General features: G+C 74.7%; 25 protein-coding genes. 13 read left to right on the forward strand and 12 right to left on the reverse strand.

Annotated features, from left to right (window positions below):
• Positions 1 to 31: 31 nt before the first annotated feature.
• Both BF93_RS11030 and BF93_RS11035 read right to left on the reverse strand, forming a co-directional pair.
• On the reverse strand, positions 32 to 1321 hold the full coding sequence (locus BF93_RS11030) for an RNA polymerase sigma factor (RefSeq protein ID WP_038372675.1): 1290 nt from the start codon (positions 1319 to 1321) through the stop codon (positions 32 to 34).
• A gap of 6 nt (positions 1322 to 1327) precedes the next feature.
• A complete protein-coding gene (locus BF93_RS11035) occupies positions 1328 to 1732 on the reverse strand; it encodes a YciI family protein (protein ID WP_232226336.1) in 405 nt (134 codons plus the stop codon).
• Between the two features lie 138 nt (positions 1733 to 1870).
• Here BF93_RS11035 and BF93_RS11040 point away from each other — a divergent pair, with 138 nt between their 5' ends.
• The 6 genes from BF93_RS11040 (at position 1871) to BF93_RS11065 (ending at position 6765) form a co-directional block, all read left to right on the forward strand.
• A complete protein-coding gene (locus BF93_RS11040; RefSeq protein WP_038372676.1) occupies positions 1871 to 2293 on the forward strand; it encodes a YccF domain-containing protein in 423 nt (140 codons plus the stop codon).
• A complete protein-coding gene (locus tag BF93_RS19025) occupies positions 2290 to 3168 on the forward strand; it encodes a hypothetical protein (RefSeq protein WP_051486857.1) in 879 nt (292 codons plus the stop codon). Before BF93_RS11040 ends, BF93_RS19025 begins: the two co-directional genes overlap by 4 nt.
• 169 nt (positions 3169 to 3337) lie before the next feature.
• A complete protein-coding gene (locus BF93_RS11050; protein WP_038372677.1) occupies positions 3338 to 4534 on the forward strand; it encodes a metallophosphoesterase family protein in 1197 nt (398 codons plus the stop codon).
• 35 nt (positions 4535 to 4569) lie between these two features.
• Complete coding sequence (locus BF93_RS11055; protein WP_038372679.1) at positions 4570 to 5355, forward strand: fructosamine kinase family protein; 786 nt, start codon at positions 4570 to 4572, stop codon at positions 5353 to 5355.
• On the forward strand, positions 5352 to 6146 hold the full coding sequence (locus BF93_RS11060) for a class I SAM-dependent methyltransferase (protein WP_084148476.1): 795 nt from the start codon (positions 5352 to 5354) through the stop codon (positions 6144 to 6146). The genes BF93_RS11055 and BF93_RS11060 overlap by 4 nt, the downstream gene beginning before the upstream one ends.
• A 52-nt stretch (positions 6147 to 6198) precedes the next feature.
• Complete coding sequence (locus BF93_RS11065; RefSeq protein ID WP_038372683.1) at positions 6199 to 6765, forward strand: NUDIX hydrolase; 567 nt, start codon at positions 6199 to 6201, stop codon at positions 6763 to 6765.
• Between the two features lie 134 nt (positions 6766 to 6899).
• On the opposite strand, the gene BF93_RS11070 is transcribed toward BF93_RS11065, so the two are convergent.
• Together BF93_RS11070 and BF93_RS11075 are read right to left on the reverse strand one after the other, a co-directional pair.
• Positions 6900 to 7439: a DinB family protein gene (locus BF93_RS11070; RefSeq protein ID WP_038372685.1), complete on the reverse strand. Its 540-nt coding sequence runs from the start codon at positions 7437 to 7439 to the stop codon at positions 6900 to 6902.
• A gap of 20 nt (positions 7440 to 7459) precedes the next feature.
• On the reverse strand, positions 7460 to 8890 hold the full coding sequence (locus BF93_RS11075; RefSeq protein WP_038372686.1) for a CoA transferase: 1431 nt from the start codon (positions 8888 to 8890) through the stop codon (positions 7460 to 7462).
• Positions 8891 to 9032: 142 nt separating this feature from the next.
• Here BF93_RS11075 and BF93_RS11080 point away from each other — a divergent pair, with 142 nt between their 5' ends.
• Positions 9033 to 9812 carry an SDR family oxidoreductase gene (locus BF93_RS11080; protein WP_038372687.1) on the forward strand — a complete coding sequence of 260 codons (780 nt, stop codon included), beginning with the start codon at positions 9033 to 9035 and terminating at the stop codon, positions 9810 to 9812.
• Between the two features lie 338 nt (positions 9813 to 10150).
• On the opposite strand, the gene BF93_RS20225 is transcribed toward BF93_RS11080, so the two are convergent.
• Positions 10151 to 12271: a phosphatase PAP2 family protein gene (locus BF93_RS20225; RefSeq protein ID WP_084148478.1), complete on the reverse strand. Its 2121-nt coding sequence runs from the start codon at positions 12269 to 12271 to the stop codon at positions 10151 to 10153.
• A 310-nt stretch (positions 12272 to 12581) separates the two neighbouring features.
• Between BF93_RS20225 and BF93_RS11090 the strand changes: the two genes are divergently transcribed.
• Positions 12582 to 13040, forward strand: a complete 459-nt coding sequence (locus tag BF93_RS11090) for a pyrimidine dimer DNA glycosylase/endonuclease V (RefSeq protein ID WP_038372764.1) — start codon at positions 12582 to 12584, stop codon at positions 13038 to 13040.
• A 210-nt stretch (positions 13041 to 13250) separates the two neighbouring features.
• On the opposite strand, the gene BF93_RS11095 is transcribed toward BF93_RS11090, so the two are convergent.
• Positions 13251 to 14684: a hypothetical protein gene (locus BF93_RS11095; protein ID WP_084148492.1), complete on the reverse strand. Its 1434-nt coding sequence runs from the start codon at positions 14682 to 14684 to the stop codon at positions 13251 to 13253.
• A 172-nt stretch (positions 14685 to 14856) separates the two neighbouring features.
• Between BF93_RS11095 and BF93_RS11100 the strand changes: the two genes are divergently transcribed.
• A complete protein-coding gene (locus BF93_RS11100; protein WP_038372690.1) occupies positions 14857 to 15858 on the forward strand; it encodes an aminoglycoside phosphotransferase family protein in 1002 nt (333 codons plus the stop codon).
• A gap of 84 nt (positions 15859 to 15942) precedes the next feature.
• Here the strand turns inward: BF93_RS11100 and gdhA are convergent, their stop codons facing one another.
• The 3 genes from gdhA to BF93_RS11115 all read right to left on the reverse strand — a co-directional run bounded on the left by gdhA (position 15943) and on the right by BF93_RS11115 (position 19489).
• Positions 15943 to 17286 carry an NADP-specific glutamate dehydrogenase gene (gdhA, locus tag BF93_RS11105; protein ID WP_038372692.1) on the reverse strand — a complete coding sequence of 448 codons (1344 nt, stop codon included), beginning with the start codon at positions 17284 to 17286 and terminating at the stop codon, positions 15943 to 15945.
• Between the two features lie 179 nt (positions 17287 to 17465).
• A complete protein-coding gene (locus BF93_RS11110) occupies positions 17466 to 18131 on the reverse strand; it encodes a response regulator transcription factor (RefSeq protein WP_038372765.1) in 666 nt (221 codons plus the stop codon).
• A complete protein-coding gene (locus BF93_RS11115; protein WP_084148479.1) occupies positions 18128 to 19489 on the reverse strand; it encodes a sensor histidine kinase in 1362 nt (453 codons plus the stop codon). Before BF93_RS11115 ends, BF93_RS11110 begins: the two co-directional genes overlap by 4 nt.
• A gap of 139 nt (positions 19490 to 19628) precedes the next feature.
• On the opposite strand from BF93_RS11115, the gene BF93_RS19030 reads away from it, so the two are divergent.
• Positions 19629 to 20681 (forward strand): CPBP family intramembrane glutamic endopeptidase, encoded by a 1053-nt coding sequence (locus tag BF93_RS19030; protein WP_051486858.1) that lies wholly within the window; start codon positions 19629 to 19631, stop codon positions 20679 to 20681.
• 141 nt (positions 20682 to 20822) lie between these two features.
• Here BF93_RS19030 and BF93_RS11125 read toward each other — a convergent pair whose 3' ends face one another.
• Together BF93_RS11125 and BF93_RS11130 are read right to left on the reverse strand one after the other, a co-directional pair.
• Positions 20823 to 21380: a TetR/AcrR family transcriptional regulator gene (locus tag BF93_RS11125; RefSeq protein WP_038372696.1), complete on the reverse strand. Its 558-nt coding sequence runs from the start codon at positions 21378 to 21380 to the stop codon at positions 20823 to 20825.
• A gap of 139 nt (positions 21381 to 21519) precedes the next feature.
• Positions 21520 to 22275: an SDR family oxidoreductase gene (locus BF93_RS11130; RefSeq protein WP_038372698.1), complete on the reverse strand. Its 756-nt coding sequence runs from the start codon at positions 22273 to 22275 to the stop codon at positions 21520 to 21522.
• A 178-nt stretch (positions 22276 to 22453) separates the two neighbouring features.
• Between BF93_RS11130 and BF93_RS11135 the strand changes: the two genes are divergently transcribed.
• A complete protein-coding gene (locus BF93_RS11135) occupies positions 22454 to 23530 on the forward strand; it encodes an RNA polymerase sigma-70 factor (protein ID WP_232226337.1) in 1077 nt (358 codons plus the stop codon).
• A gap of 9 nt (positions 23531 to 23539) precedes the next feature.
• Entirely contained in the window at positions 23540 to 23761 is a 222-nt protein-coding gene (locus BF93_RS11140) for a hypothetical protein (protein WP_038372699.1), read from the forward strand.
• Between the two features lie 24 nt (positions 23762 to 23785).
• Here BF93_RS11140 and BF93_RS11145 read toward each other — a convergent pair whose 3' ends face one another.
• Entirely contained in the window at positions 23786 to 24148 is a 363-nt protein-coding gene (locus BF93_RS11145) for a hypothetical protein (RefSeq protein WP_038372700.1), read from the reverse strand.
• Positions 24149 to 24225: 77 nt separating this feature from the next.
• Between BF93_RS11145 and BF93_RS11150 the strand changes: the two genes are divergently transcribed.
• Entirely contained in the window at positions 24226 to 25032 is an 807-nt protein-coding gene (locus tag BF93_RS11150; protein WP_038372702.1) for a CPBP family intramembrane glutamic endopeptidase, read from the forward strand.
• Positions 25033 to 25046 lie beyond the last annotated feature (14 nt).

The following is a 25046-nucleotide window of genomic DNA, read 5'->3' on the forward strand; positions in this document are numbered from 1 at the left end:
TCCGCGGCCGATGTGACCAGCGTCTCATCGCTCAGGCGCCCTCGACGCCGCGCAGGCGCCGCGCGACGAACCGCCTCTCCCCCTCCGTGCCGGTGAGCTCGAGCGCCCGGGCGTAGGCGGCGCGGGCCTCGGCCGGACGGCCCAGCTCCTCGAGGGTGATCGCCCGCGCCAGATGGTACGGCTGGTGCGCGGCGAGCTCCGCCTCCCCGGCGAGGCCGTCCAGCAGCGCGAGGCCGTGCTCGAGGCCGTCACGGCGCCCCACGGCGATGGCGCGGTTCATCCGCACCACCGGCCCCGGATCGTGGCGCAGCAGCAGGTCGTACAGCGCGACGATCTGCGGCCAGTCGGTGGCCTCGAAGACGGGGGCCTCGGCGTGGACGGCGGCGATCGCGGCCTGGATCGCCCATCGGCCCGCGCCGGGCGCGGCGGCCGCCTGCTCGGCCAGGGCGATGCCCTCGGCGCGCAGATCCGCGTCCCATCGGCCGCGGTCCTGCTGCTCGAGCGGGACGGGCACACCGTCCTCCAGGCGCGCCGGGGCCCGGGACTGGGTCAGCAGCATGAGCGCCAGCAGGCCGGTGGCCTCGGCCGATGCCGGGTCCAGCCGGTGCAGGATACGGCCCAGGCGGATCGCCTCCGCGGTGAGCTCGGCCCGCAGCGGCGACGCGCCGGAGGTCGCGGCGTAGCCCTCGGTGAACACCAGGGAGATCGCCGTGAGCACGAGCGGCAGGCGGGCGCGGCGCTCGCCCTCGTCCTCGGGGACGCGCAGCGGGATCCCGCTGACGCGGATCCGCTTCTTGGCGCGGGTGATGCGCGCCTGCAGCGTGGGCAGGGGCAGCAGCAGGGCCTCGGCGACCTCCGCGCTGCTCAGCCCGCCGACGAAGCGCAGCATGAGCGCGATCCGGTCCGCCGGGGCGATCGCCGGATGGCAGGTGCCCATGAGCATGGCCAGGCGGTCGTCGGGCAGGTCGCCGCCCTCGAGCGCGGCGGCATCGGCCGGAGGCGCGGTGCGCTCCCCCTCCTCGATGCGCAGCCGGGCCAGGCGCCGCGCCGCGGCCGCATCGCCGCGCACCCGGTCCAGGGCGCGGTTCTTCGCGGCCTGGACCAGCCAGGCCAGCGGCCGATCCGGCACGCCGTCGCGCGGCCAGGTGCGCAGCGCCGCCTCCATCGCCTCCTGGGCCGCGTCCTCGGCGAGGTCCAGGTCCCCGAAGCGCCGCACCAGGATCGCGATCAGGCGGGTGTGCTCCTCGCGGTGCAGGCGGGCGAGGAGCTCGTCGGCCGGGGCCGCGCCCGCGGGAGCGGCCCCGGCGTCGGAGGCGGACATGGCGGATCAGAACTCCGCGATCGGCCGCACCTCGACGCGGCCGCCGATCGCCCCCGGGCAGCGGCCCGCCCAGCGGATGGCCTCGTCGATGTCCGGCACGTCGATCACGATCGTCCCGCCCACGAACTCCCGGCTCTCCGCGTACGGGCCCGCGGTCACCACCGGCTCGGCGTCCCGGCCGGCGCGGGTGACGCTGGTGCCGGTCTCCGGGTCCTCGAGCGCGAACCCGCCGGCGAGCACCCCCGCCTTCTCCAGCTCGGCATCGAAGGCCATGAAGTCCTCCACGCCGGGCGCGTCGTCCTCCCCGCAGCTCGGGCCGTCCACGGCCCCCATCATCAGCAGCACGTACTTCATCGTCCTCAGCTCCTCGTCCAGCTTCTCGGTGGCGACCGGGCCGAAGCGCCCGGTCACCACTATGACGAACCCCGCCCCGCCGGATCGACAGCCGGGCGGAGGAATCTCGGACGGACGCGTGCGGGTGCCCTCCCCGGGCCGGATCCGGGGGAAACCTGCATGGAGCCGGCGCGCGCACCGTCCTAGCATCGAGGCATGCGCTCCCTCATCACCCTGATCCTGAACATCATCTGGCTGGTGACCGCGGGCTGGTCGCTGTTCCTGGCCTACGTCATCGCCGGCATCCTGGCCTGCATCTTCATCGTCACGATCCCCTTCGGAGTGGCCTCCTTCCGCATCGCCGGCTTCGTGCTGTGGCCCTTCGGCCGCGAGGTCATCGACGTGGGCCGGCCCACCGCCGTGGGCACGATCGGCAACGTCATCTGGTTCGTGGTCGCGGGCTGGTGGCTGGCGCTGGGCCATGTGGTCACCGCGCTCGCCCAGGCGGTCACGATCATCGGCCTCCCGCTGGCGTGGGCGAACCTCAAGCTGATCCCCGTGACCTGCTTCCCCTTCGGCAAGGAGGTCGTCTCCTCCGACGACGCCCGCGCCGCGATGTTCCCGACCGCGCGCGCGTGAGGCCCCTGCACGACGTCGCGTGCGGCGACTGGCTGCTGCGCCGCGCCGGCGCGTGGGCGCGGGTGGGCGGCGTCGCCGGGACCGGGTTCGAGGCCTACGCCCGGATCCTGCATCCCGTCGCCGCCCGCCGGGTGGACCTCTCGGTCCAGGACCGGTGGGGGATCCACCCGGAGCGGGAGACCGCGAGCTGGCCCTGGGCCGAGGTCGCCCGGCGCAACGACCGCGTGATGCACCCGCTGGTGCAGTGGCAGGCGATCACCGATCAGGAGCGGTCCCTGGAGTTCGCGGACGGCTGGCAGGCCGGCCAGTCGGAGGAGGGGCGGCTCGCCCCGGACCTCCTGGCGGCCCTGACCGGGCATCTGGCCGCGGCGACCGCGACGCCGGAGGATCTCGTCGCCGCGTTCTGGGTCGGCCACGGGGAGCTGAACGACAGCAGCAACGGATACATCCTGCTGACCTCCGAAGAGGAATCCGGCGAGGGGTGGGAGGCGCCGCCGCGGCCCCCGCGACAGCGCCCGGTCAGCGCGGCGGTCCGCGCGCTGGTGGATCGGGGCCCGTACTTCCTCTGGCCCGGACGGGAGATGGTCCTGCTGGAAACCGGGGCCACCGAGCTGTCCGACCCCGGCTGGGGCGAGACCTCCGGACTCGGCGGATGGGAGGGCGACCCGGCGCCGGTCACACCGCAGCTTCTGTGGCCCGCCGGGCACGAATGGGTGCTCGCCTCGGAGATCGACTGGGACTCGACGATCGTCGCGGGCTCGCGGGCGCTCGTGGACGCGGTGCTCGCCGACGACCGCGTCGAGGCCTTCGAGGTGGACGCCGATGCCGACCTGACGTGGGACGGCGACACCGTCAACACCGCCCGGGACCGGTGACCCGGGCGCCCCGGCCGGCGTCGGCCACGAGCGCGTTGCAAATCCATTCACGGCGTGTTGACCTGCTCGTCGACCGGTGTTGGCATAGCGTGCTCCTGGCGGTCGCGACCGCCGCCTAGGGTCATCGCCGACCCGCGCCTCCCGGCGCCCCCGACGACAGGAGCTCCCCATGTTCCCCTCCTCCGACACCCCTGCCCCCAGCCGCCGCGGCGTCCTCGCCGCCTCCGGAGCCGCCGCCGCAGGGCTCGCCGCGGTCGGCCTCGGCCCCGCGCCCGCCCAGGCCGGCCCCACCCCCACCACGAAGGACGGCATCGTGAAGAACCCGCTCGCCTTCCGCGACGACGGCTCGTTCACCGTCGTGCAGTTCAACGACACGCAGGACAGCCACACCACCGACGTCCGCACCACCGCCCTGCAGGAGGCCGTCCTGGACGACGCCTCCCCGGACGTCGTCATCATCAACGGCGACGTCATCAACGGCGGCCCCTCCACCGAGCTCGAGGTCAAGCAGGCCCTGAACAACGTGGTGCTGCCGATGGAGCAGCGCGGCATCCCCTTCGCGGTCACCTTCGGCAACCACGACGAGGACTCCACCGAGAAGACCGGCATGGCCGAGGCGGACTACGTCGCCTTCCTGTCCCAGTACGAGCACTCGATCACCACCCTCGGGGCGGACGTCACCGGCACCGCCAACCAGGTCCTGCCCGTGCGCTCGGCCGATGGGAAGCGCGACGCCTTCGCCCTGTGGCTGCTGGACTCGGGCCGCTACGCGCCGGCAGAGATCGCCGGCCAGGACTTCGAGGGCTACCCGCACTGGGACTGGCTGCGCTTCGACCAGGTCGAGTGGTACGCCCGCACCTCCCGGGAGCTCGAGAAGAAGAACAAGGGCCTGGTCCCCGGCCTGGTGTTCCAGCACATCGCCCTGTGGGAGCACCGCTTCATGTGGTTCGCGAGCGTCGACTCGCGCACCGACGCCGACCACGAGCGGGCGGTCGCGAAGCACGGGATCATCGGCGAGCGCAATGAGGACGAGTGCCCGGGGCCGTTCAACTCCGGCCTGTTCAGCGCGATGCTGCACCGCGGGGACATCCGCGGGCTGTTCGTCGGCCACGACCACACGAACACCTACCAGGGCGACTACTACGGCATCACGCTGGGCTACGGCCCGGGCACGGGCTTCGGCACCTACGGCCTGGGCGGTGCGGAGAACCACCGCCTGCGCGGCGCCCGCGTGTTCCGCCTGGCCGAGGCGGACGGCGACGTCACCGTCGACACCGCGCCCGTGTTCGCCGGGGACTACGGCATCGACCTCACCGACGGCTACCAGCCCGGCGAGCCCGCCGCCTTCCCCGCCGGCGTGCGCTGAGCGGAGCGGCCGGGGCGGGATGAGACGGTGGGGGCATGCGCACCCACCGCAAGTCCCGCCCCGGCGCCCCGCCCGGATTCTTCGCCGCGGAGGCCGCGGGGCTGGCCTGGCTGGCGGAGCCGGACGCCGTCCCGGTGGTCCGCGTGCTCGCGGCCGATGATCACGGCCTGGACCTCGAGCGCCTCGAGCCCGTTCCGGCCGATGCCGCCGCGGCCCGCCGTCTGGGCGGCCAGCTCGCGCGGCTGCACGATGCCGGGGCGCCGGCCTTCGGCTGGGCGCCCGCGCCGCGGGCCTGGTTCGGGCCGCTGGAGGCGCCGTTCCCGGTGCCGACCGCGCCGCGCGCGGAGTTCTCCGTCTTCTGGGCGGAGGACCGGCTGCGCCCGCTGGCCCAGCGGACCGCCCCGCTGCTGGGCGATGAGGGCGCCGGCGCCGTCGAAGGGGCGATCGCGGTGATCGCGGCCGGGGTCTTCGACGGCATCGCCGGCCAGGGCCGCGAGGAGCCGGCGCGGGTGCACGGGGACCTGTGGTCGGGCAACGTCCTGTGGACGGCGGCGGGCGGGACCCTCATCGACCCGGCCGCCCATGGCGGGCATCGGCTCGAGGACCTGGCGCTGCTGACCCTGTTCGGGGCGCCGCACCTCGAGGAGATCCTCGCCGGCTACGAGCAGGCGCATCCGATGCCCGAGGGCTGGCGCGAGGACCTGCCCGCGCACCTGTTCTTCGCGCTGCTCGCGCACGTGGACCTGTTCGGCACCGGCTATGCGGCCGATGCGATCCGCACCGCGCAGCGGATCGTGCGCCGCGCGGAGGAGATCGCATGACGGCAGGGCAGGGAAGCGCAGGGCAGGGAAGGGCGGGGCAGGGAACGACAGGTCCGGGAGCGCCATGGCGGGGAACAGCGCGGGCGGCCGCGGCCTACGGGGCCCGCGCCGCCGAGTACGTGCAGGCCGTCGGCACCATGGAGGCCACCGCCCCGCAGGATCGGGCGCTCGTGGAGCGCTGGGCGGCGCAGACGGCCGGGCCCCTGCTGGACCTGGGCTGCGGCCCCGGCCAGTGGACGGCGCACCTGGCCGGGCGCGGCCACGACGTGGTGGGCATGGACCCGGCGGCGGGGTTCCTGGAGATCGCCCGGCGGGCGCACCCTGCGGTGCGCTTCCGCGACGGGGGCGTCGAGGACCTCGACCCCGCCGAGCCCTGGGGCGGGATCCTCGCCTGGTACTCGCTGATCCATCTGGACCCGGCCGATGTGCCGGCGGCCCTGGCACGGATGCACGCCTGCCTGGTGCCGGGCGGCCGGGCGCTGATCGGGTTCTTCGCGGCCGATGACAGCCCGCGGGCGCAGCCCGAACGCGCCGCGGACCGAGCGGCCAAGGCCGAGCGCGTCAATGGCGGAGCGGCCCGACCCGAGCGCGCCGCGGATGGAGCGGCGCACGACCCGGAAACCCCGGGCCCCGAGCCGTTCCCCCATGCGGTCGCGACGGCATACCGCTGGCCTGCCGAGACGATGGCCGACCTGCTGCAGCGGGCCGGCTTCACCCTCGAGCATTCCGAGCAGCGCACCGATCCCGGCGCGCGCCCTCATGCGGCGATCCTCGCCGTGCGCGAGGGATGATGGGCGCCGGCGTCGCGACGACGCCGACGCCCCGAGCAGAGGACGCCCGCGCATGACCATCCCCCTCCCCCGCATCGAGCAGGCCATCGCGGAATACTCCGCGGCGTGGGACGGCGAGCGCCATCTGCTCCCCCTGCTGCGCGGCCTCGCCCTGGACGGCGACCCGACCAGCCGCGGGACCCTCGCCGGGCACCTCACCGGCAGCGTCGTCCTCTTCGACGCCGACTGGAGGAACGTCCTGCAGATCCACCACCGGGTGCACCAGCGGTACCTCTTCCCCGGGGGCCACATCGACGCCGAGGACCAGAGCCTCCAGGCGGCCGCCCTGCGCGAGCTGCACGAGGAGGTCGGCGTCCCGCCCCGGTCCGTGCGGCTGCTGCCCGGCCGGTTCCGGATCCTCCACGTGGACGTGCACGACATCGCGGCGCGGCCCGAGCGGCACGAGCCCGCGCACTTCCACTACGACCTGCGGTTCGCGGCAGTCGCCGCGGGCCCGCTGGAGATCCGGCCGCAGGAGGACGAGGTCTCCGATCCCCGCTGGGTGCCGGTCGCGGAGCTGCCGGGCGTCCTCGGCGAACGGGCCCGCGAGGCCGCCGCGCGACGCGGCGAGCCCGGCTGACGGCGCTCCCTCAGCCCTCCGGCTGCTGCGCGGTCCAGCTCAGGACGTTCCCGCCGCCCCTCGCGCAGCGGCACCGGCCGGCGCAACGGCATCGGCCGGTGCGACGGCGCGGAGCTGCCGGGCGGGACCGGATGTCAGTACCCGGTGCGCCCGTCGATCGCCTCGCGCAGCAGGTCCATGTGCCCGAGGTGGCGGGCGTACTCCTCGATGAGGTGGGTGAGGATCCAGCGCAGGTTCACCGGTTCGCCGCGGCGCAGGCCGCGCACCGGGCCGTCGAGGTCGCTCCAGCTCGCGACGGCCTCCCGCGTCACGGCGATCTCGGCACGGTAGGCGGCGAGCTCGGCCGCGGCCGTCTGCGGGGAGGCGTCGTCGAAGTCGCCGTCGCGGCTCTCCGGCGTGCAGTAGTACTCCGGCACGTCCTGCGCGAGCAGGACCTCGCGCAGCCAGTACGCCTCGACCTCGGTGAGGTGACGGACGATGCCCATCAGGCTCAGGGTCGACGGCGGGATGGGGCGGCTGCACAGCTGCTCGGCGGTGAGACCGGCGACCTTCAGCAGCACGCTCTCGCGGTACGTCTCGAGCCAGCGCTCGCAGGTGGCGCGCTCTGAGGCGACCATCGGGCCCATCGGGCGGGTGTCCTCGTGGTGCGCGAGCACGGGCGTAGTGGTGTCCATCGGGCCAGTGTGCCCGCCGCTCAGCCCTGCGACCAGCGAATATCCGCCCCTCCGCTGCGGCCGATGGGCCCGTGCACGCGGGCGCCGTCGACCCGCAGCGGCGGCGGGACCGCGCGGACTCGGCCGTGCGGGGTGTCCTGCTCGATCAGATCGTCCTCGACCGGCTCGGGGCCGGGCGCGAAGACCGGTGCGGCGGTCGAGCCGGACGGCGACCCGGCCGCGGCCGGGGTGCCGAGCGGGCCATCGGCCGCGGTGCCGGACGGCGAGCCGGCCCGGTCATCGGCCGCAGGGCCGGACGGCGAGCCGGGCCGGTCATCGGCTGCAGGGGCGCCCAGCAGCTCGTGCGCGGCGCCCAGCAGGCTGGCGCGGACCAGGCCGCCACGGCGCTGGGCGAGCAGGTCCATCACCGCGGCGGCCAGCCGGAACCCGGTGGCATGGTCGAGCGCCTGGACGGGCAGGGCGCCGGGCCGCGCCGGATCTGCGGCCGAGGCGACGGCGATGCCCGTCGCGGCCTGCACGATCGAGTCGAATCCGGCGCGCCTGCCCCACGGGCCGACGCTCCCCCATGCCGACAGCGACCCGACCACGAGCCCCGGATGCGCGGCGGCGAGCGCCGCAGGCTCGAGCCCGAAGCGGTCCAGGGCGCCGGGCCGATAGCCCAGCAGCAGCACATCGGCCGCCGGCAGCAGCTCCTCGTGGAGGACGGCGGCATCGCGGCGCAGGTCCAGCAGCCCCGAGCGCTTGCCCATGCCGGTGGACAGGTGCGCATCCAGCAGCTCGGGCCGATGCGGCGGGTCCAGGCGCAGCACATCGGCCCCGAGGCAGCCCAGCAGCTGGGAGGCGGTGGGGCCGGCGATCACGCGGGTCAGATCCAGCACGCGCAGTCCCGCGAGCGGGCGGTCGCCGGCGGGGACGGGCAGCGACGGCAGGGGCCGGGCGGGGCCTCCGGGCTCGACGCCCACCCAGGGCGTGCCCGCCATGGCGCGGGCCTGCGGGTGCGCGCGCCACTGCTGCGGGGTGCGCACCGCCGCGGCGATCCCGCCGGCGGTGACGACGCGGTCCTCGACCTCGTGCGCCGGGAGGGCGCCGATCCGCTCCGCGATCCGCTGCCGCTCCTGCTGGGCGTCGCCCTCGGCACCGGGCAGGTCGAAGACGCCCCGGATCGCCGCGGCGTGATGGGGGTAGTTGCCGTGCAGGCGCACCCATCCGTCGGCCGCCGCGAAGAACCCCGACAGCGGCGCCCATGGGTGCGTGGGCTCCCCGTCGATGCGCAGATGGTCGACCGCGGCGAAGGCCAGGCCCACCGCGCGCGGCGATGTCGTCACCGCGATGCGGGCGCCGCGGGCGGCGGCGAGGCGCACGACGGCATCGGCCGCGGCCCGGACCGATCCCTGGGCGAGGCCGTCGACGTCCAGCGGGCCGGACCAGAGGGGGGCGGGGGCGCTCGGCATCACGGACTCCTTCTCTGCGGCGGTCCGCGCCCGATGCGCCGCCGCCCCCGGCAGGGTAGCGCCCTCGCCCGGACGGGCCGCCGGGCGAGGGCGCCGGAGAATTCCGTTGCCCGCCGGGAGGGCGCCGCCTACGGTCGAGGCCATGCACCCTGACACCACCCTGCCCCGCGCCGCCCTGCTCACCGGCGTGGGCCGACGTCGCGGGATCGGCGCCGCGATCGCCCGCGGCCTCGCCGAGGACGGCTTCGACCTCGCCCTGTCCTACTCCCCCGCCTACGACGAGCGGGTCAACGGGGAGACCTCCGACGTCGAGCAGCTCGCCGAGGAGCTGCGCGGCCTGGGCCGCCGCGTCGAGCTGCTGCCCGGGGACCTCGCCGACCCCGCCGTCCCCGCCCGGCTGACCGCCCGGGCCCGCGAGGCCCTCGGCCCGCTCGGCGCGCTGGTGATGGCACACTGCGAATCGGTGGACTCCTCGATCCTGGACACCACCGTCGAGAGCTTCGATGCGCACTACGCCGTGAACGTGCGCGCGACCTGGCTGCTGCTGAAGGCCTTCGCCGAGCAGGTGGAGGAGGGCACGGACACCCCCGGCGGCAGCGCCATCGCACTGACCAGCGACCACACCGTGCACAACCTGCCCTACGGCGCGACGAAGGGCGCCCTGGACCGCCTCGTCCTGGCCGGCACGCACGAGCTCGCCGGCCGCGGCGTCCGCACCAACGTCATCAACCCCGGCCCCATCGACACCGGCTGGATGGACGACGCGATCCGGGAGGCCGGCGCGGCGCAGACCCCTGGCGGCCGTCTCGGCGGCACCGAGACCGTCGCCGACCTGGTGCGGTTCCTCGTCTCCGCGCAGGGCGCCTGGATCCGCGGGCAGCTGCTCTACTCCAACGGCGGATACGCGACACCGGCGCTCTGAGGACTCCCCGGGCAGCCCCGAGGAGCGGACCCCGGCGGGGCCGAGCCCCGGGATCTCCGGGCGCCGACGCCGGCGGGGCTGGGACTCGGGATCTCCGGGCGCCGACGTCGGCGGGGCGAGCACGAACGGCTGCCTGAGAGCCTCGAGCCAGGCGATTGCCTGGCTCGAGGACGTGGGACAGCCGTTCGTGCACGCCCCCGCCCGGCACAAACGGGCCCCGGGGCTATCGACCGATCAGTTGAAGGTTCGGCAGGAGGATCGTTCGACCTGCCTCGGGGCCGACAGGATGATCGGCGGATCTGCCGCGGGGCCAGCCGGGTGCGGGGCCCACGGCGGGCTCAGCCGCGGCGGCGTGCTACCTGCAGCGCGGCCAGACCCAGCGCCAGGAAGCCGGCGGCGACCACGGCGATCGTGGTGGCCTCCACTCCGGTCCGCGCCAGCGCGCCGCTGCCGTCCGAGCCGGGGCCGCCCGCGCCCGTGACCTGCGAGTCTGCCGGATCCCCGGGAGCTCCTGCGGTGGGAGCTGAGCTGGGCTCCGGCTGTGCCGCGGGGGCGCTGGGCTCGGCGGGGACCGTCGGCTCCGCGGGCGCACCCGGCTCCGCCGGAGCGGTCGGCTCGGCCGGGGCGGTGGGCTCGGAGGGGGCGGGCGCGTCCTGCTCGGCGGGGACGAGCCGGAGCTCGCCGCCCTCGACCTGGACCTCGGCCTCGACGCCCGCCGGCAGGCCCTCGACCTGCACCGTGGAGAATCCGCCGGAGATCGATCCTGCCTCGAGCAGGGTCAGCCCCTCGCCCAGCTGCGTGCCCTCGGGCAGCGTGACCTGCAGGGTCCCGCCCAGCACCGCGGTGCCCTGCACCTCGAGGACCGGCCGGCCGGAGTCGCCGGCCTGCAGGGCGAGGACGCCGCCGTCCTCCTGCACGAAGCCGCCGCCGATCTCGAGCTTCTCCGGCACGGCCAGGGTTCCGCTCGTGAGCACGACGTCGCCCGTGCCGAGGGCGCTGTCCGTCGCGGCCCGGAGCGTGCCGCCCTCGATCCGGGTGCCGCCGGTGTAGGCGTTGTCCCCGGACAGGGTCAGCTCGCCGGAGCCGGAGAGGGTCAGCGCCCCGGCGCCCGCGATGTCGTTGCGCCAGTCGTCCTCGGCGGAGAACCCTCCGGTCGTGGCGTCCATGCTCACGGCCACGTCGGTATCGAAGGCGCCGTAGCCGCCCTGGGCGGCGAACAGGTTCAGGCGGCCCCAGCCCTCCGCATCGTCCAGCACCGGGTAGCCGGAGGCGAGGCCGGTGGAGTGCAGGACCCAGCGGCGCTGCTCGGCGTCGAGGTAGGGGAAGCGGGTCTCGAGGAGGACCTCGGCGCCCTTGGGCACGCGCATCGCCTGGTCCGGGTCCCCCGTCTGCTCGAAGCCGAAGGTCATGTACTCCGTGTACTGCGCGAGGTCCGCGTCGTAGTCGTCGTCCTCGTCGAGGACCCCGGCCTCCTGCTGCTGGGAGAGCCATGCGGTGCCCTGCTCCGAGGCCTCCTGCTTCACGTCCGCGAGCGCGGGGTCGTTCAGCGCGCCGGCCGTGATCGCGGTGGACAGGGTGCGCCCGCCCATCACGTCCAGCGGCGAATGCATGCCCAGCTGGATCCGGCTGGTCCCGATCTCGCTCGCGGTCAGCAGCATGTCGTCGTACTCCTGCGGGAAGGAGTACGCCAGGCCGAGCGTGGCCATGCCGCCGGCGTTGGTGTGCCCCGAGGGGAACCCGCCGTCATTGGCGGCCTCCTCGACGGGCTTGCGCAGCGGATCCGCGTACTCGGGCACGTCGACCTCGTCGGACCAGCGGTAGGGGCGCGGGTACTGGTAGTACTTCTTGGCGTTGTTCGAGGTCGCCGAATGGTTGCGGATGTCGTCGACGAGCTGGACCGTCGCCCCCAGCTCTCCGTCGCGATCCGCCCAGACGCCGTTCTCGTTGCTGCCGTCGGAGTACTTGACCGTGGTGGCATCGGCCGGGATCTCGTCGGGGATGGTGGTGCCAGCGTTGACGCTCTCGCGGTAGGCCTCGGTGTACGGGCCCAGGCCCTCGGTGGCCGTGTAGTTCTGGTGGCGGCGGTCGATCACGTACGCCCGCTGCTGCTCGGGGTCGCTGGCGTCCTGGGAGATCTCGATGGCCTGGGCGATGTTGGAGTCGGCGATCCCCGGGGCGATCTTGGTGCCGTTGTCCCACTCCGTGCCCGGCTGCCACACCTCGAGCATCGGCGAGAGCACCCCGACGGCGGCGTTGCGGGTGGGGTCCAGGTCCGCGTCGGTGTTGGTGTCCCACACGTCGACGTAGTAGCCGTAGGCGCCGGCGTGCGGGGCGATCGCGGACTCGTCCAGGAGGTTCCGTCCGGGATCGGCCAGGGCGGGCATCGCCGCACCCATGCAGGAGACGCCGAGGAGGGTGCCGCTGGTCAGCACGGAGTACAGGCGGGTGCGAGGGGACATCGCAGCCTTTCGGGAAGGGGTCGGCCCAGGGGACGGACCGACGGCGGATAGGGCTTTCCCACAGCCTAGACAGGTCCGATGAACTCGTCATGAACCTCCGGCGGCATCCGATGCCGAAGCGCCCAGGCCGCGATGCAGGTCACAGCGCCGCCGACGGGGGGCGACGGCGAGAGGACTCGGCCTCGAGAGCGGGAGCGATGGAGGCGTGATCCGGAAGGACGCGAGCGATGGAGGCGTGATCCGGAAGGACGCGAGCGATGGAGGCGACATCGACGACGCCCGCGGCGGCGCCATCGGGCATGATCGGCGCATGCGACTGTGGAGCCTGCACCCCTCGATCCTCGACCGCGCTGCCCTGGTCGCGTGCTGGCGCGAGGGGCTGCTCGCGCAGAAGGTGCTGGCCGGCGGCACCCGCGGCTACACCCGGCACCCGCAGCTGACGCGGCTGCGGGCGCACCCGGATCCGGAGTCGGCGATCGGGGCGTACCTGCGCGGCCTGCAGGAGGAGGCGACGGCGCGCGGCTACCGCTTCGATGCGAGCCGGATCCTGCGGCCCATCCCCGCCTCGGATCTCGATCCTATCCCCGTCACCGCAGGCCAGCTCGCCTACGAGCTCGAGCACCTGCGGAGGAAGGTCGCGGCGCGGGCCCCGGAATGGCTGCCGCAGCTGCCGCCCGGCGAGGACGCGGGCGGCGGCGCGATCCCGACGCATCCGCTGCTGACGGTGGTGCCCGGGGACGTCGAGGAGTGGGAGGTCCGCACCGCCTGACGGGCGCGGCCTGGGCATGCAGAAGGGCCCGGGCATGCAGAAGAGGGCCTGTGAGGGCCGCCGACTGGGCGGACCATGTCGGCGGCCCTCACAGGCCCTTCCCTGCACGCGCCGCCCCGATGGGGACCGGGGCGGCGGGCAGGGAGTGCTGCCCGGCTCAGGACCGGGGCGGCGGTGCGGGGTGGGACGCAGCGCGTCAGGCGGACCGGATCAGTGGCCCTCGCCCTCGGCGTGGTCGTGACCCTCGTGGGAGTCCTCGGCGCCGCCGGCGTCGGAGGCGTGGTCCTCGTGCTCGCCCTCGGCGTGGTCGTGGCCCTCATGGGAGTCCTCGGAGCCGGCCCCGGCGACGTGGACCTCGCCGGAGGGGGTTCCGGTGGTCACCTGGATCTCGTGGGGGATGACGGGCAGGTCCAGCTCGCGGTAGATCTCGCCGCTGGCGATGTCGACCATGTGCAGCTTCTTGGCCTGCGGGTCCACGACGAAGGCGGTGCCGTCGGCGACGGCCATCATCGGGCCGGCGGTCTGCCACTCCTCCGGCTCGGACCACTCGCCGATCACGGGGACCTCGTGCAGCATCTCGCCGGACTCGGGGTCGATGATGTTGAGCTCGCCGTCGGCGGTGAGGACCAGGGCCTCGCCGTTCTCGCCGCGGTCGATGGACCGGAACCAGTAGGTCGAGCCGAGCTCGACGGTCTTCATGGTGTCGGTGCGGGTGTCGATCAGGGCGATCGAGGTGGGGTGCTCGGTGCCGCCGGCGGGCTCGGCCTCGACCTTGTTGTCGGCCAGGACGATCGGCGAGGCCTCGGAGCCCTTCTGGTTGCCCGAGCGCTGGTAGTCGGTGGTGACCGGGACCTTGTGGAAGGCGCCGTCGCGGTAGACGACCGGCCCGTTCTCGCAGCCCAGGGTGACGACGTCGCCGGAGGCGGTGGGCTGGGCGGTGGCCTCGCCGTGGACGCCGGGGCAGTCGTCGGTGCGGGCGATCTCGTGGCCGTCGGCGTCCTCGACGAGGACGGTGGTGCGGGCGTCGGCGGTGCCCTCGGTGCGCAGCACGCCGCCGTCGGACAGCGGCACGGCGACGCCGTGGTGCGGGGCGTCGGACTCGACGGTGACGACGTCGCCGAGGGTGCCCTCGGCCAGGCCCGCCGGGTCGAAGATCGTGATCTCGCCGGTGCCGTCGGCGAACAGGGCGGTGCGGTCGCCGTGGGGGACGACGTGGCCGGGCTCGGAGGCCTCGACCTGGAGCCCGGTCAGCGCCGGCTCCACGGTGTAGAAGTGCGAGTGGTCGCCGTGGGCCTGCTCGTACAGGCCGGTGTCGAAGGCGCTGAAGCCTCCGCTGCCGGCGACCATGACGTGGCGGCCGTCGCCGGCCGGGCCCAGGCGCAGGTAGCCCTCGAGCTCGGCGCTGCCGAGGACCGCGCCGTCGGCGGAGTCGATGGTGGTCACGCCGCCGTCGTGGGCGAGCGTGATGCGGGGGGTGAGGGCGCCGACCTCGACGGGATCCGCGCGCTCGGCGGTCGCCGTGGCGCCGCCCGCGTCGGAGGCTCCCGTGGTGGTCCCCGCGTCGGTCGAGGGCCCTCCGCAGGCGGCGAGCGCGAGGACGCCCGTGAGGATCAGGGCCGATCGTTTGGTGACAACGGTTCTCATCAGATGCATAGGAAGAACCTAGCATGTACTGAGAATCATCTGCATTAAGCGTTCGCTGCACGTCATCGCAGGTCACAGACCATTTGCCGGCCGCCACCGACCGCGCCGACGGTCCTCGACGCGGCAGATGTGACCACTGCAACATCCGCCCCGCCGGCCGTAGGATGAGCCGGTGATCAGCACCGCAGCGGCGACCGACGCCGAGCATGCCGCGCTCGGGCACCGCCTCGCGGAGGCCTGGCGCTGCGGCGCCCTCGTCCCCGCCGCACCAGCCCCTGACCCCGCCGCCGTCGTCCACGTCACCCGGATGGGACGGGGCGAGTCCTTCGAGGCCTGGGAGATCCGCCCCGAGGCCGGGCCCGTGCTCACCGTCCGCATCCCCTGGCAGGACGAGGCCCTCCACGCCCCGGCGATGGCGGGCGAGGTCCTCGCCCTCGAGCGCACCCCCGAGGGCCTCGGCCCCCAGCCGCTGGCGCTGCACGAGGACGCCGCCCGCAGCCCCATCGGCCGCCCGTGCCTGGTCACCACCCACATGCCCGGACGCATCCTCGCCCCCGAGGCGTGGACGCCGGCGCACCTGCGCGCCCACGCCCGGCGCCTGGCGGAGCTGCACCGCACCGATGAGCCGTGGCGGGCGCCGTCCTGGGCCGAGGAGACCGGGGCGCTGTTCGCGCAGTGGCCCGCGCAGCTCGCGCCCGGCGATCCGCACGGCCTGGCCCCGCTGATCGCGGCCGCCGGTCAGGAATGCGCCGCCGCCGCGGAGGAGATCGACGCCGCCCCGCGGTGGACGCTCTGCCACGGGGACCTGTGCGCGACCAACATCGTCTGGGAGGACGGGCGCTGCGCCTACATCGACTTCGAATGGGCGATGGCCGACGACCCGGCCCGCGACCTCGCGATCATCGGCGGGCCCGTCCACGCCGGCCCCTGGTACGTGCCGATGACCGAGGAGCAGGTGGCCGGCTTCGTCCAGGAGTACCGCGCCCGCTGCACCGAGCTGGGCGGCCTCGTGGAGGAGACCTCGGCCCTGCGCTCGCGGATGCGGGCCTGGACCGCCTACGAGCGCACCGCCATGCTCGTGCACGTGGCCGGGCGCGCCGAGCACAGCGCGCTGCATGCGCGGGTGCTGCCGCAGCTGCGCGGCACGCTCGCCGCGATGCTGGGGGTGGCGTGAGCCGCCGTCGCGGAACGACGGAAGGGCCGATGACCAGCACGGTCATCGGCCCTTCGCGTCATCGGCCCTCGGGCCGGCAGCGGATCAGATCACGCCGAAGGCGGCCATCGCATCGGCCACCTTCTTGAAGCCGGCGACGTTGGCGCCGACGACGTAGTCGCCCGGCCGGCCGACGAGCTCGGCGGTCTCCAGGCAGGTGGCGTGGATGTCGCGCATGATCTGCGTGAGGCGCTCCTCGGTGTGCTCGAAGCTCCACGCGTCGCGGGCGGCGTTCTGCTGCATCTCCAGCGCGGAGGTCGCCACGCCGCCGGCGTTGGCCGCCTTGCCCGGGCCGAAGGCGACGCCGGCCTCGCGGAAGATGCCGATCGCCTCGGGGGTCGCGGGCATGTTGGCGCCCTCGGAGACCGCCTGGACGCCGTTGCGCACGAGGGTGCGCGCGGCCTCGGCGTCGAGCTCGTTCTGGGTGGCCGAGGGCAGGGCGATGTCCACCGGCACGTCCCAGACGCTGCCGCCGGCCACGAAGCGCGCGGAGTCGCCGCGGCGCTCGGCGTACTCGGCGATGCGGCCGCGCTCGACCTCCTTGATCTGCTTGAGCAGCTCCAGGTCGATGCCGGCCTCGTCCACGACGTAGCCGCTCGAGTCGGAGGCGGTGATCGCGGTGCCGCCCAGCTGGTGGGTCTTCTCGATCGCGTAGATCGCGACGTTGCCGGAGCCGGAGACGGCGACGCGGCGGCCCTCGAGGGAGGAGCCGCGGGCCCTCAGCATCTCGTCGGCGAAGATGGTCGCGCCGTAGCCGGTGGCCTCGGTGCGCACCAGGGAGCCGCCCCAGCTGAGGCCCTTGCCGGTGAGGACGCCCGCCTCGTAGCGGTTGGTCAGGCGCTTGTACTGGCCGAAGAGGAAGCCGATCTCGCGGCCGCCCACGCCGATGTCGCCGGCGGGGACGTCGGTGTACTCGCCGATGTGGCGGTGCAGCTCGGTCATGAACGACTGGCAGAAGCGCATGACCTCGCCGTCGCTGCGACCGCGCGGGTTGAAGTCGGAGCCGCCCTTGCCGCCGCCGATGGGCAGGCCGGTCAGGGAGTTCTTGAAGATCTGCTCGAAGCCGAGGAACTTCACGATGCCGAGGTTCACGCTCGGGTGGAAGCGCAGGCCGCCCTTGTACGGGCCGAGCGCCGAGTTGTACTCGACGCGGAAGCCGCGGTTGACGCGGACCGTGCCGGTGTCGTCCACCCACGGGACGCGGAAGATGATCTGCCGCTCGGGCTCGCACAGGCGGGACAGGATGCTGAGGTCGGCGTACTCGCTGCCGGCCTCCTCGAGGACCTCGAGGGAGTCGAAGACCTCGCGCACGGCCTGGTGGAACTCGGGCTCGCCGGGGTTCCGCCGGAGCACCTGCTCGAAGGTGGACGTGAGATGGGAATCCGACATAGGGGGCCCTTTCCGTGGCGGGGGTTGCCCGCCCACGGTAGCGACGGGTCCGCCCCGCGGGACGCACCCGCCCAACATGTGGCTACCCGTGCAGGTATCGGGGCTCACCTGCGGCGCGAGCCGGCGCGGCCGTCCGCCCCAGCCCGGCGGATGGCACCGGGACGGTGCCGGTCCCGGCGTCAGGGCAGCTCGCGGCCGAGCGCCTTCGCCAGCTGCAGCGCGAGCGCCGTCCGGTCCCGGGCCTCGAGCTTGCGCAGCAGCGCGGACACGTGGTTCTTCACCGTGCCCTCGGCCAGGTGCAGGGACGCCGCGATCTCGCCGTTGGTGCGACCCTGCGCGACGCCGCCGGCGACCGCGCGCTCGCTGCGGGTGAGGATCGCGAGCGGCGCGGCAGCGGCATCGTCCTCCGGTCCCGGGGAGCGGGCGTGCCGGGCGATGCGGGGGTCGAGCACGAGACCGCCCACGGCGACGGCGCGCACCGACTCGGCCAGCCGGTCCGGGGCGATGTCCTTGAGCAGGTACCCGGCGGCGCCGGCGTCGACGAGGGCCCGCACGAGCGCGGCGTCCTCGAAGGTCGTCAGGACGAGCAGCGGCAGCCCGGGATGCGCCGTCGTGCAGGCCCGCACCAGCCCCAGTCCGTCGAGACCCGGCATGCGCGCATCGGTGATCACGACGTCCGGCGCCCGGGCCGCGATGACGGCGAGCGCCTCGTGCCCGTCGGCGGCCTCGCCCACGACGGCGAGGTCGTCGATCGTCTCGAGCACGAGACGCAGTCCGCGCCGCAGCAGCTCATGGTCGTCGACGACCACGACGCGCCACGGGGCCGGGCCCTCCGCGCTGCTCATGCCGCGCGCTCGCGGTCCGCGGCGGCGGGCAGGTCGAGGCGCAGCGCGACGCCGGCGCCGCCATCGGCCCGCTCCAGGCCCGCGCCGACGGCGATCCCGACCTGACCTCCGTGGAGCTGGGCCCGCTCCCCCATCGAGCGCAGGCCGAACCCCCGGGTGATGCCGGGCGGGGCGTCCGGGCCGCCGGGGACGTCCGCGCCCCTCCCGTCGTCGAGCACGAGGAGCCGCACGGCAGGACCCTCGTGCTCGAGCCGCAGCTCGGCGCGCGAGGCGCCCGCGTGCCGTACGACGTTCGTGAGCCCCTCCTGCGCGACGCGCAGCAGGAGCAGGCCCTGCTCCCGGCCGATGCCCCCGGTCCCCTCGCGCCGGAACGCGACCTCGAGCCCGGTGGAGGCGAAGGACTGGGCGAGGGCGGCGAGGGACCCCGCGACGTCGTCCGCGTCGGTCGTGACGGGGTGCATGGCACGCACGACGCGCCGCATCTCCTCGAGGGCGTCGGAGGCGGTCGCCCGGGCGAGGCGGACCTCGGCAGCCGCCCGCTCGGGCTCGCGCTCGCGCATCCGGGCGCTGTAGTCCAGGCTCAGCCCGATGGCGGTGAGCCGATGGCCCAGGCCGTCGTGCAGCGCGGTCGCGATGCGGGCCCGCTCCTCCGCGAGGGCGAGATCCTGCGCATGCCCCCGTTCGCGGCGCAGCTGCATGTTGGCGTCCTCGAGATCGGCGTTGGCCTCCCGCAGCTGGGCGTTCGCCGCGGCCAGATCGGCATTGGCCCGCTCGGCGGCATCGAGCGCCGCCAGACGGTCGGCATCCAGCCGTTCGGCGCTGCGCAGCAGCACCGCGAACTCGATGCCGACCACGAGCAGCAGCGTCACCCCGATACCCTCGAGCATGCCCTGGGCGAGGCCCGTGCCGAGGAGGGCGTGGATCGCCACGGTCGTCGTCGCGATCAGCGCGGCGTAGGCGAGGCTGGCCAGCACCCCGAGCTCGAGGGTGAGCACGAGCGTGGCGACCCACTGCACGCCGATGCTCGAGAGGCTGTTGGACAGCAGGTATGCCGCGGCCGCGACCACGGCGAAGGCGATCGCCACCCGGCGGGACGAGGCCGTGCCCGCTTCGCGTCGACGCCGCCAGAGCATCCACGTGCCGATGATCGCCGCAGCCGTCACGCACCCGAGCGCCGCCACCCCCGGAGGCGTCCTCCCGGAGAGGTCGAGGAGGAACCGGCTCAGGAACAGCACGACGGCCATCCCGAGGACCACGTCCAGCAGGGCCGGGTGATGCACGCGCCGCCGGGTCACGGCCGCTTCGGGCCGGGACGGTCCGGCGGGCACGCGCGTCGGGATCGGGGCCGGGACTGGCATGCGCCCACCGTATCCGCGGTCGGCGGCCGCCGCGCGTGACCGGGGTCATGACTCCCGCGGCCCCACCGATGCCCTGCGTCATGGCGGTCATGACCCCGGGTGCTGGGGGCCGCCGGGACCGGACCCTAGCGTCGAGGACATGGATACCGCCGCCGGCTCCGCCTCGCCGACCCCGCCCCGCTCCCCGTCCGCCGACGACTCCGGCCCGCCGCGCGCCGAACGGGCCGGGGATGGCCCTGACCAGGGGTCCCGCCCCGGCTGCACCGCGCCCCGGATCCCGATCGCCTGGTGGGGTCTGCTCGTGCGGGCGGTCGCGGCGCTCGCGATCCTGCTGGGCGCCAACCTCGCCGCCGCGGCGGCGCTGACCCCGCTCGCCCTGCGCTTCGCGCCGAACAGCATGCCGCAGGGTCTGCTGGCCGTCGCGATGTGCGCCCTGGTCTGCCTCGGCGTCGTGCTGCTGGTCGGGCTGTGGATGCGGACTGTCGAGCGCCGCCCGCTGCACGCTGTGCTGCGGCCGCTGGACCCCGACGAGCCCGCGGCGGCCGGCGCCCCTGCGTCCCGGGCGCGGCGCGGTGCGCGATGGGCTGCGGCGGTGCGGGGCCTCGCCGCGGGGACGCTCGCGAGCGTGGTCGTGATGGCCGTGGTGCTCGGCATCGGCGCGCTGCTCCTGGGCGGCTCGCCCGGCTCCGACCCCGACCCCGGCGCGGCCGGCGCCGACGGCGGCGCGGCGCCCCGCACGGCCGCGTGGCTCCTGGTGCTGGTCACCGTGGCACAGGCCTACCTGCTGCAGGGCATCCCGGAGGAGGTGCTGTACCGCGGGTGGCTGTTCTCGGTCACCCGCGCCCGGCCGATGGTGACGCTGCTGTGGACGACGCTCGCCTTCACGATCATCCACCTCGTGTCCTCCGGCGGGCAGCAGAGCGCGCTGGACTTCGTCCTGTACCTGACGATCCCGCTCGGCTTCGGCGCGTTCGCGGGCGCGCTCGTGCTGGTCACGGGCTCGATGTGGGTGGCCGCCGGTGTGCACGGCGGGTTCCACATCGCCATCGCCCTTGCCTCCGCGCTGCTGCCCGCCGAGCTCTCCGGCTCGTTCGGCCCAGCCGACTGGGTGCTCACGGGATCCGTCTACCTCGCCGCGACGGCGCTCGTCCTGGCCCTGCGGGCGAGGGGCCGGCGAGCCCGCGCACGGTAGCCGGTGTCGACCGGCCTTGGGCAGTGCAGAGGACGGGTCGGCCGCGGCCGAGCCGGTGCCGCCGTGCGCATCAGGCGCATCGGGCAACCCGCGTGGATCGGGCGCGCCGGCCGGAACGGGGCGGGGTGTCGGGGCTGCAGGTCAGAGGGCGGGCCGCACCAGGCGGGCGATCGCCTCGCGGGCCAGACCGGGGCGGGGGCTGTGCTGATGCAGCGCCCGATGGATGCTGAGGCCCTCGTTCATCGCGTCCAGCAGCACCGCGGTGGTGCTGTCGACGAAGGGCTCGAGGGTGGCGCGGGTGCGGGCCATCCAGGCGGTGGTGATGTCGCGGTACTCGGGGCGCCGTGCGGCCAGCGTGTAGAGCTCGTGGGTGATGACGAGGTCGCGCTGGGTGCCGAAGACGTCCTCCTCGATGTTCGCGGCGAAGGCGTCCAGCGCCTCCTCGAGGGAGCCGGCGGCGGCCATGCGCCGCTCGGCGAGGGTGGCGACCTGGTCGGCGAAGCGGGTGAACGCCTCCCGCAGCAGCGCGTCCATGCCGTCGAAGTGGTAGGTCATCGACCCCAGCGGGACATCGGCCGCGGCGGCCACGCGACGGTGCGAGGTGCCGGCGACGCCGTGCTCGGCGATCACGTCCAGGCAGGCGTCGATGATCCGGTCCCGGCGGTCCGGGTCGTGACGGCGAGGGCGCGGAGTGCTCACCCTGGCAGGGTAGCGGGCCCCGATGCTCCCGCCCGGCGGGGCGGGGCGCGGCAGGCCGGGGCGAGCTGGGGCTGGTCGGGGCGGGCGGGGCAGGGCAGGGCGGGGCGCGGTGGCTCGGCCGCGCCCCGCCCCGTCCCCCTCAGGCGCGGGCGGGGTTGCGCGGAAGCCACTCCTCGAGGGTGGTCGGGAAGATCTCGGCCCCCGCCACCGGGACGAGGGTGCGCTCGGCGATCTGCGCTCCGTAGTACGGGGCGCTGTCGTCGCGGACGACCGTGCGGCGGTCCCCGCGGAAGGCGAGGGCGCGCCGCGCGAACTCGTCCATCCCGAAGGCCTCCGGTCCTGCGATCTCTCGGTCTCCCGTGGGGGCGCCGGCGGCCGCGCGGGCGACCGCGGTGGCGACGTCCACCGCGGCGATGGGCTGGACGAGGGCGCCGGGGAGCGTGACCGTGTCCCCCTCGGTCGCGATGTCGGCGATCGCGCCGACGAACTCGAAGAACTGCGTGGCGTGCACGAGCGAGAAGCCGATGCCCGAGGCGCGGATCAGCGCCTCCTGCGCGGACTTCGCCGCAAAGTACGCGATGTCCTGCGGCCGGTCCGTGCCGACGATGGTGAGCGCGACGTGGTGCGCCACTCCCGCATCGGCCTCGGCCTCGAGGAGGTGGCGGGTCGAGGTCGTGAAGAACTCCATCACGTCCGCCGGGGCGAAGGAGGGGGAGTTCGAGACGTCCACGACGGTGTCCGCTCCGGCGAGCGCGTCGCGCAGCCCCGCGCCGGTGAACGCGTCGACCCCGGTGCGCGGCGATGCGGCGACCGCCTCGTGGCCGTGCGCGGCCAGCTTCTCGACGACCTTCGATCCGATGAGGCCGGTGCCTCCGATGACGATGATCCGTGCCATGTCCCTGCCTTTCGTGAGGGGATGCCGGTGGTGGCGTCCACGAGGAAGGACCGGACGGCGACCGCTGCCGTGACAGCGCGGTGAGAACGGCCACGTCCTGTCACGGATCGGGGCCCGGTCCGGTCACCCCCTGAGGGCGAGGCCGGAGGGCGCGAGGACAGGAAGGACGGGGATGAGGATGCTGGTACGTTCGCAGCAGCACGGAAGGGGCGGTGCGGCGACGATGGGCGAGGACGGCGATCTCGGGACGGCGGCGGCGGTCTTCGCCGCGCAGCGGCGGCGGCTGTTCGGCATCGCCTACCGGATGCTGGGCACGGCGGCCGATGCCGAGGACATCCTCCAGGAGACGTGGATCCGCTGGCAGGGCGCGGATCGCACGCAGGTCCAGGACCCGCCGGCCTTCCTCGCGACGATCACCACCCGGCTCGCGATCACCCAGCTGCAGTCCGCCCGGGTCCGCCGGGAGACGTACATCGGCCCCTGGCTCCCCGAACCGGTGTCCACGCAGGACGACCCCGCGCTCGGGGCCGAGCGCGGCGAGGCGCTCGACCTCGCCCTGCTGCTCACCCTGGAGCGGCTCACGCCGACCGAAAGGGCGGCGTACATCCTGCGGGAGGCGTTCGACTACCCCTACGCGCGCATCGCCGAGATCATCTCCTCGAGCGCGGTCAACGCCCGCCAGCTCGTGCGCCGGGCCCGCGCGCACCTGACGTCGGGGCGGCCGGCATCGGTCGCGCCGGCGCAGCAGCGGCGGCTGCTCGACGCCTTCCTCGCCGCGGCCCGCCGCGGCGACGTCCAGGAGCTGGAGGGCCTCCTGGCCCGGGACGTCGCCAGCCGCACCGACGGCAACGGGGTGAAGCTCGCCGCGAGGATCCCCGTCCACGGGCGCGCCCGCGTCGCCCGGTTCGTGGCGGCGTTCTCCCATCACTTCTGGACCGGCAAGACGATCGGATGGATCACGGTGAACGGCCAGGCCGCCGCCACCCTGAGCGAGGGAGGGCGGGTGACGACCCTGGTCACGGTGACGGCCTCCGAGGAGGGGATCGCGCAGATCCACTGGGTGATGAGCCCCGAGAAGCTCGGGCACGTGAATGCGGCGACCCAGCTCACCGCCCCCGGCGACTCCACCCGTCGCACCGACCGCACCGACCCGGCCGACCCCGTCGAGCCCGCTCAGCCGGTCGAGCCGGCGGACGCGAGCGAGGGTCCGGTCCCGCCCGGAAATCCGGGTGCGGCGGCGGGAGGGCCGGGCTAGCCTCGCCCCATGCGATCGCCGGAGGGGTTCGAGTACGTCGAGCGCGGGGACGCCGTGGTGATCACCCATCACGGCCGCCCCGCCACCACCCTGCGCGGGCGCCGTGCCGCCGACTTCCTCGAGGACGTCGAGACCGAGGATCCGCAGGAGCTGATGGCGCGCCTGACCGGGAACTACCGGCATGGCAACGAGCGGCAGGCCCGCCAGCACCCCCGAAACCGCGGGCGCTGAGCCTCGAGCCTGCAGCGGCCCCCGTCAGAGGCGCGGCTGCAGGCGGTCCGTCGGCAGGTCCAGGCGGGTGGTCGTGGTGAGGTCGACGGTCTTCGCGACGTGGATCGAGCCGCCGTCGAGGGTGCGGGCCACCGTCACCGCGTCCCGGGTGACCTCCTGGATGCGCACGGGCACCTCGCCCTCGCCGGGCACCAGCAGCAGCCAGTCCTCGGCGAGCAGCCGCAGGCCGATGGCGTCCAGCACCGCCTCCGCCTCGTCGAGGTCCATCGGCTCGCCGCGGCGGCGTCGCAGCAGGTCGTAGGGGATGAACGCGTCGTCCTCGGTGATCTCGATGTAGCCGACGTGCTCGCCGTCGTCGCTGCGCAGATGCTCGAAGATCGTGGCCATGGCTGCGACGGTAGCAGGGGGTCGCCTCTCGGGTTTTCCCGATTCCGGCGCCGCCGGCCGGGATCTACGGTCGAGGCGTGAGCCGATCCCCGCACCCCGCCGTGCCCCGAGACCCCGCCGCGCCGCTCTCGCCCGCGGCTGCGCTGGCCATCGCCGCAGCGATCCATGCGGCCCGGTTCGGCGTGATCCTCGGCGCCCTGGCGCTGGGGCCGCTGCTGGGGATCAGCGGCTGGTACCTGGGGCTGTTCGCGAACCTCGCCTGCGTCGTCTTCGCGATCGTCCTGGTCACGGCGCTGCGCATGTGGTCGTCCTCGGGCATCGGCCGGCTGTGGCGCTCGCCCTGGGCGGCGCTGTGGCTGATCCCCTTCGTGGCCGAGGCGGGGATCTGGGCGCTGATCCCGGGCGGGCTCGCGGTGCCGCCGCCGGGCGTGGGCCTGTGGAGCCTGACCCTGCTGCTGGTGGGGATCAACGAGGAGCTCACCAGCCGGGTCGCGGTGCTGGGGACGCTGCGCCGGGGCTTCGGCCGCACCGGCGCGGTGCTGGGCACGGCGGCCCTGTTCGGGCTGCAGCATCTCTCCGCCCTGGCGACGACCTCGCGCACCGTGGACGACGTGCTGGTCAACGTCCTGCTGTCGGGGATCGCCGGCTTCGCGATGGCCGCCTACCAGGCACGCTTCTCCTGGATCTGGCCCCTCATGCTCACCCATGCCGCCTCGGACTTCACGATCATCATGAGCGACTACGCGGCGCCTCTCTGGCTCGAGGTGATCGTGCACGTCGGGTTCATCGGCCTCGGCATCGCGCTGCTGCGCGGCGGCCGGGGAGGCGGCGACCCCGCTCCCCCACCGGCCGGGCCATCGCCCGGCATTGCCGAGCGGGCCTGACGATCGCCGGCCTG

This window comes from Brachybacterium phenoliresistens (assembly GCF_000576425.1).
In the GTDB taxonomy this organism is placed as follows: domain Bacteria; phylum Actinomycetota; class Actinomycetes; order Actinomycetales; family Dermabacteraceae; genus Brachybacterium; species Brachybacterium phenoliresistens.

What these genes read in the sequence shown, in the direction of transcription:
- BF93_RS20225 (WP_084148478.1), bottom strand. Translation starts at nt 12,271, where the DNA reads ATGTCCCCTCGCACCCGCCTGTACTCCGTGCTGACCAGCGGCACCCTC.
- BF93_RS11130 (WP_038372698.1), bottom strand. Translation starts at nt 22,275, where the DNA reads ATGGCACGGATCATCGTCATCGGAGGCACCGGCCTCATCGGATCGAAG.
- BF93_RS11075 (WP_038372686.1), bottom strand. Translation starts at nt 8,890, where the DNA reads ATGCCGAGCGCCCCCGCCCCCCTCTGGTCCGGCCCGCTGGACGTCGAC.
- BF93_RS11140 (WP_038372699.1), top strand. Translation starts at nt 23,540, where the DNA reads ATGCGATCGCCGGAGGGGTTCGAGTACGTCGAGCGCGGGGACGCCGTG.
- BF93_RS11060 (WP_084148476.1), top strand. Translation starts at nt 5,352, where the DNA reads ATGACGGCAGGGCAGGGAAGCGCAGGGCAGGGAAGGGCGGGGCAGGGA.
- BF93_RS11065 (WP_038372683.1), top strand. Translation starts at nt 6,199, where the DNA reads ATGACCATCCCCCTCCCCCGCATCGAGCAGGCCATCGCGGAATACTCC.
- BF93_RS19030 (WP_051486858.1), top strand. Translation starts at nt 19,629, where the DNA reads ATGGATACCGCCGCCGGCTCCGCCTCGCCGACCCCGCCCCGCTCCCCG.
- BF93_RS11090 (WP_038372764.1), top strand. Translation starts at nt 12,582, where the DNA reads ATGCGACTGTGGAGCCTGCACCCCTCGATCCTCGACCGCGCTGCCCTG.
- BF93_RS11055 (WP_038372679.1), top strand. Translation starts at nt 4,570, where the DNA reads ATGCGCACCCACCGCAAGTCCCGCCCCGGCGCCCCGCCCGGATTCTTC.
- BF93_RS11080 (WP_038372687.1), top strand. Translation starts at nt 9,033, where the DNA reads ATGCACCCTGACACCACCCTGCCCCGCGCCGCCCTGCTCACCGGCGTG.
- BF93_RS11135 (WP_232226337.1), top strand. Translation starts at nt 22,454, where the DNA reads ATGCTGGTACGTTCGCAGCAGCACGGAAGGGGCGGTGCGGCGACGATG.
- BF93_RS11040 (WP_038372676.1), top strand. Translation starts at nt 1,871, where the DNA reads ATGCGCTCCCTCATCACCCTGATCCTGAACATCATCTGGCTGGTGACC.
- BF93_RS11145 (WP_038372700.1), bottom strand. Translation starts at nt 24,148, where the DNA reads ATGGCCACGATCTTCGAGCATCTGCGCAGCGACGACGGCGAGCACGTC.
- BF93_RS11110 (WP_038372765.1), bottom strand. Translation starts at nt 18,131, where the DNA reads ATGAGCAGCGCGGAGGGCCCGGCCCCGTGGCGCGTCGTGGTCGTCGAC.
- BF93_RS11070 (WP_038372685.1), bottom strand. Translation starts at nt 7,439, where the DNA reads ATGGACACCACTACGCCCGTGCTCGCGCACCACGAGGACACCCGCCCG.
- BF93_RS11095 (WP_084148492.1), bottom strand. Translation starts at nt 14,684, where the DNA reads ATGAGAACCGTTGTCACCAAACGATCGGCCCTGATCCTCACGGGCGTC.
- BF93_RS11030 (WP_038372675.1), bottom strand. Translation starts at nt 1,321, where the DNA reads ATGTCCGCCTCCGACGCCGGGGCCGCTCCCGCGGGCGCGGCCCCGGCC.
- BF93_RS11050 (WP_038372677.1), top strand. Translation starts at nt 3,338, where the DNA reads ATGTTCCCCTCCTCCGACACCCCTGCCCCCAGCCGCCGCGGCGTCCTC.
- gdhA (WP_038372692.1), bottom strand. Translation starts at nt 17,286, where the DNA reads ATGTCGGATTCCCATCTCACGTCCACCTTCGAGCAGGTGCTCCGGCGG.
- BF93_RS11115 (WP_084148479.1), bottom strand. Translation starts at nt 19,489, where the DNA reads ATGCCAGTCCCGGCCCCGATCCCGACGCGCGTGCCCGCCGGACCGTCC.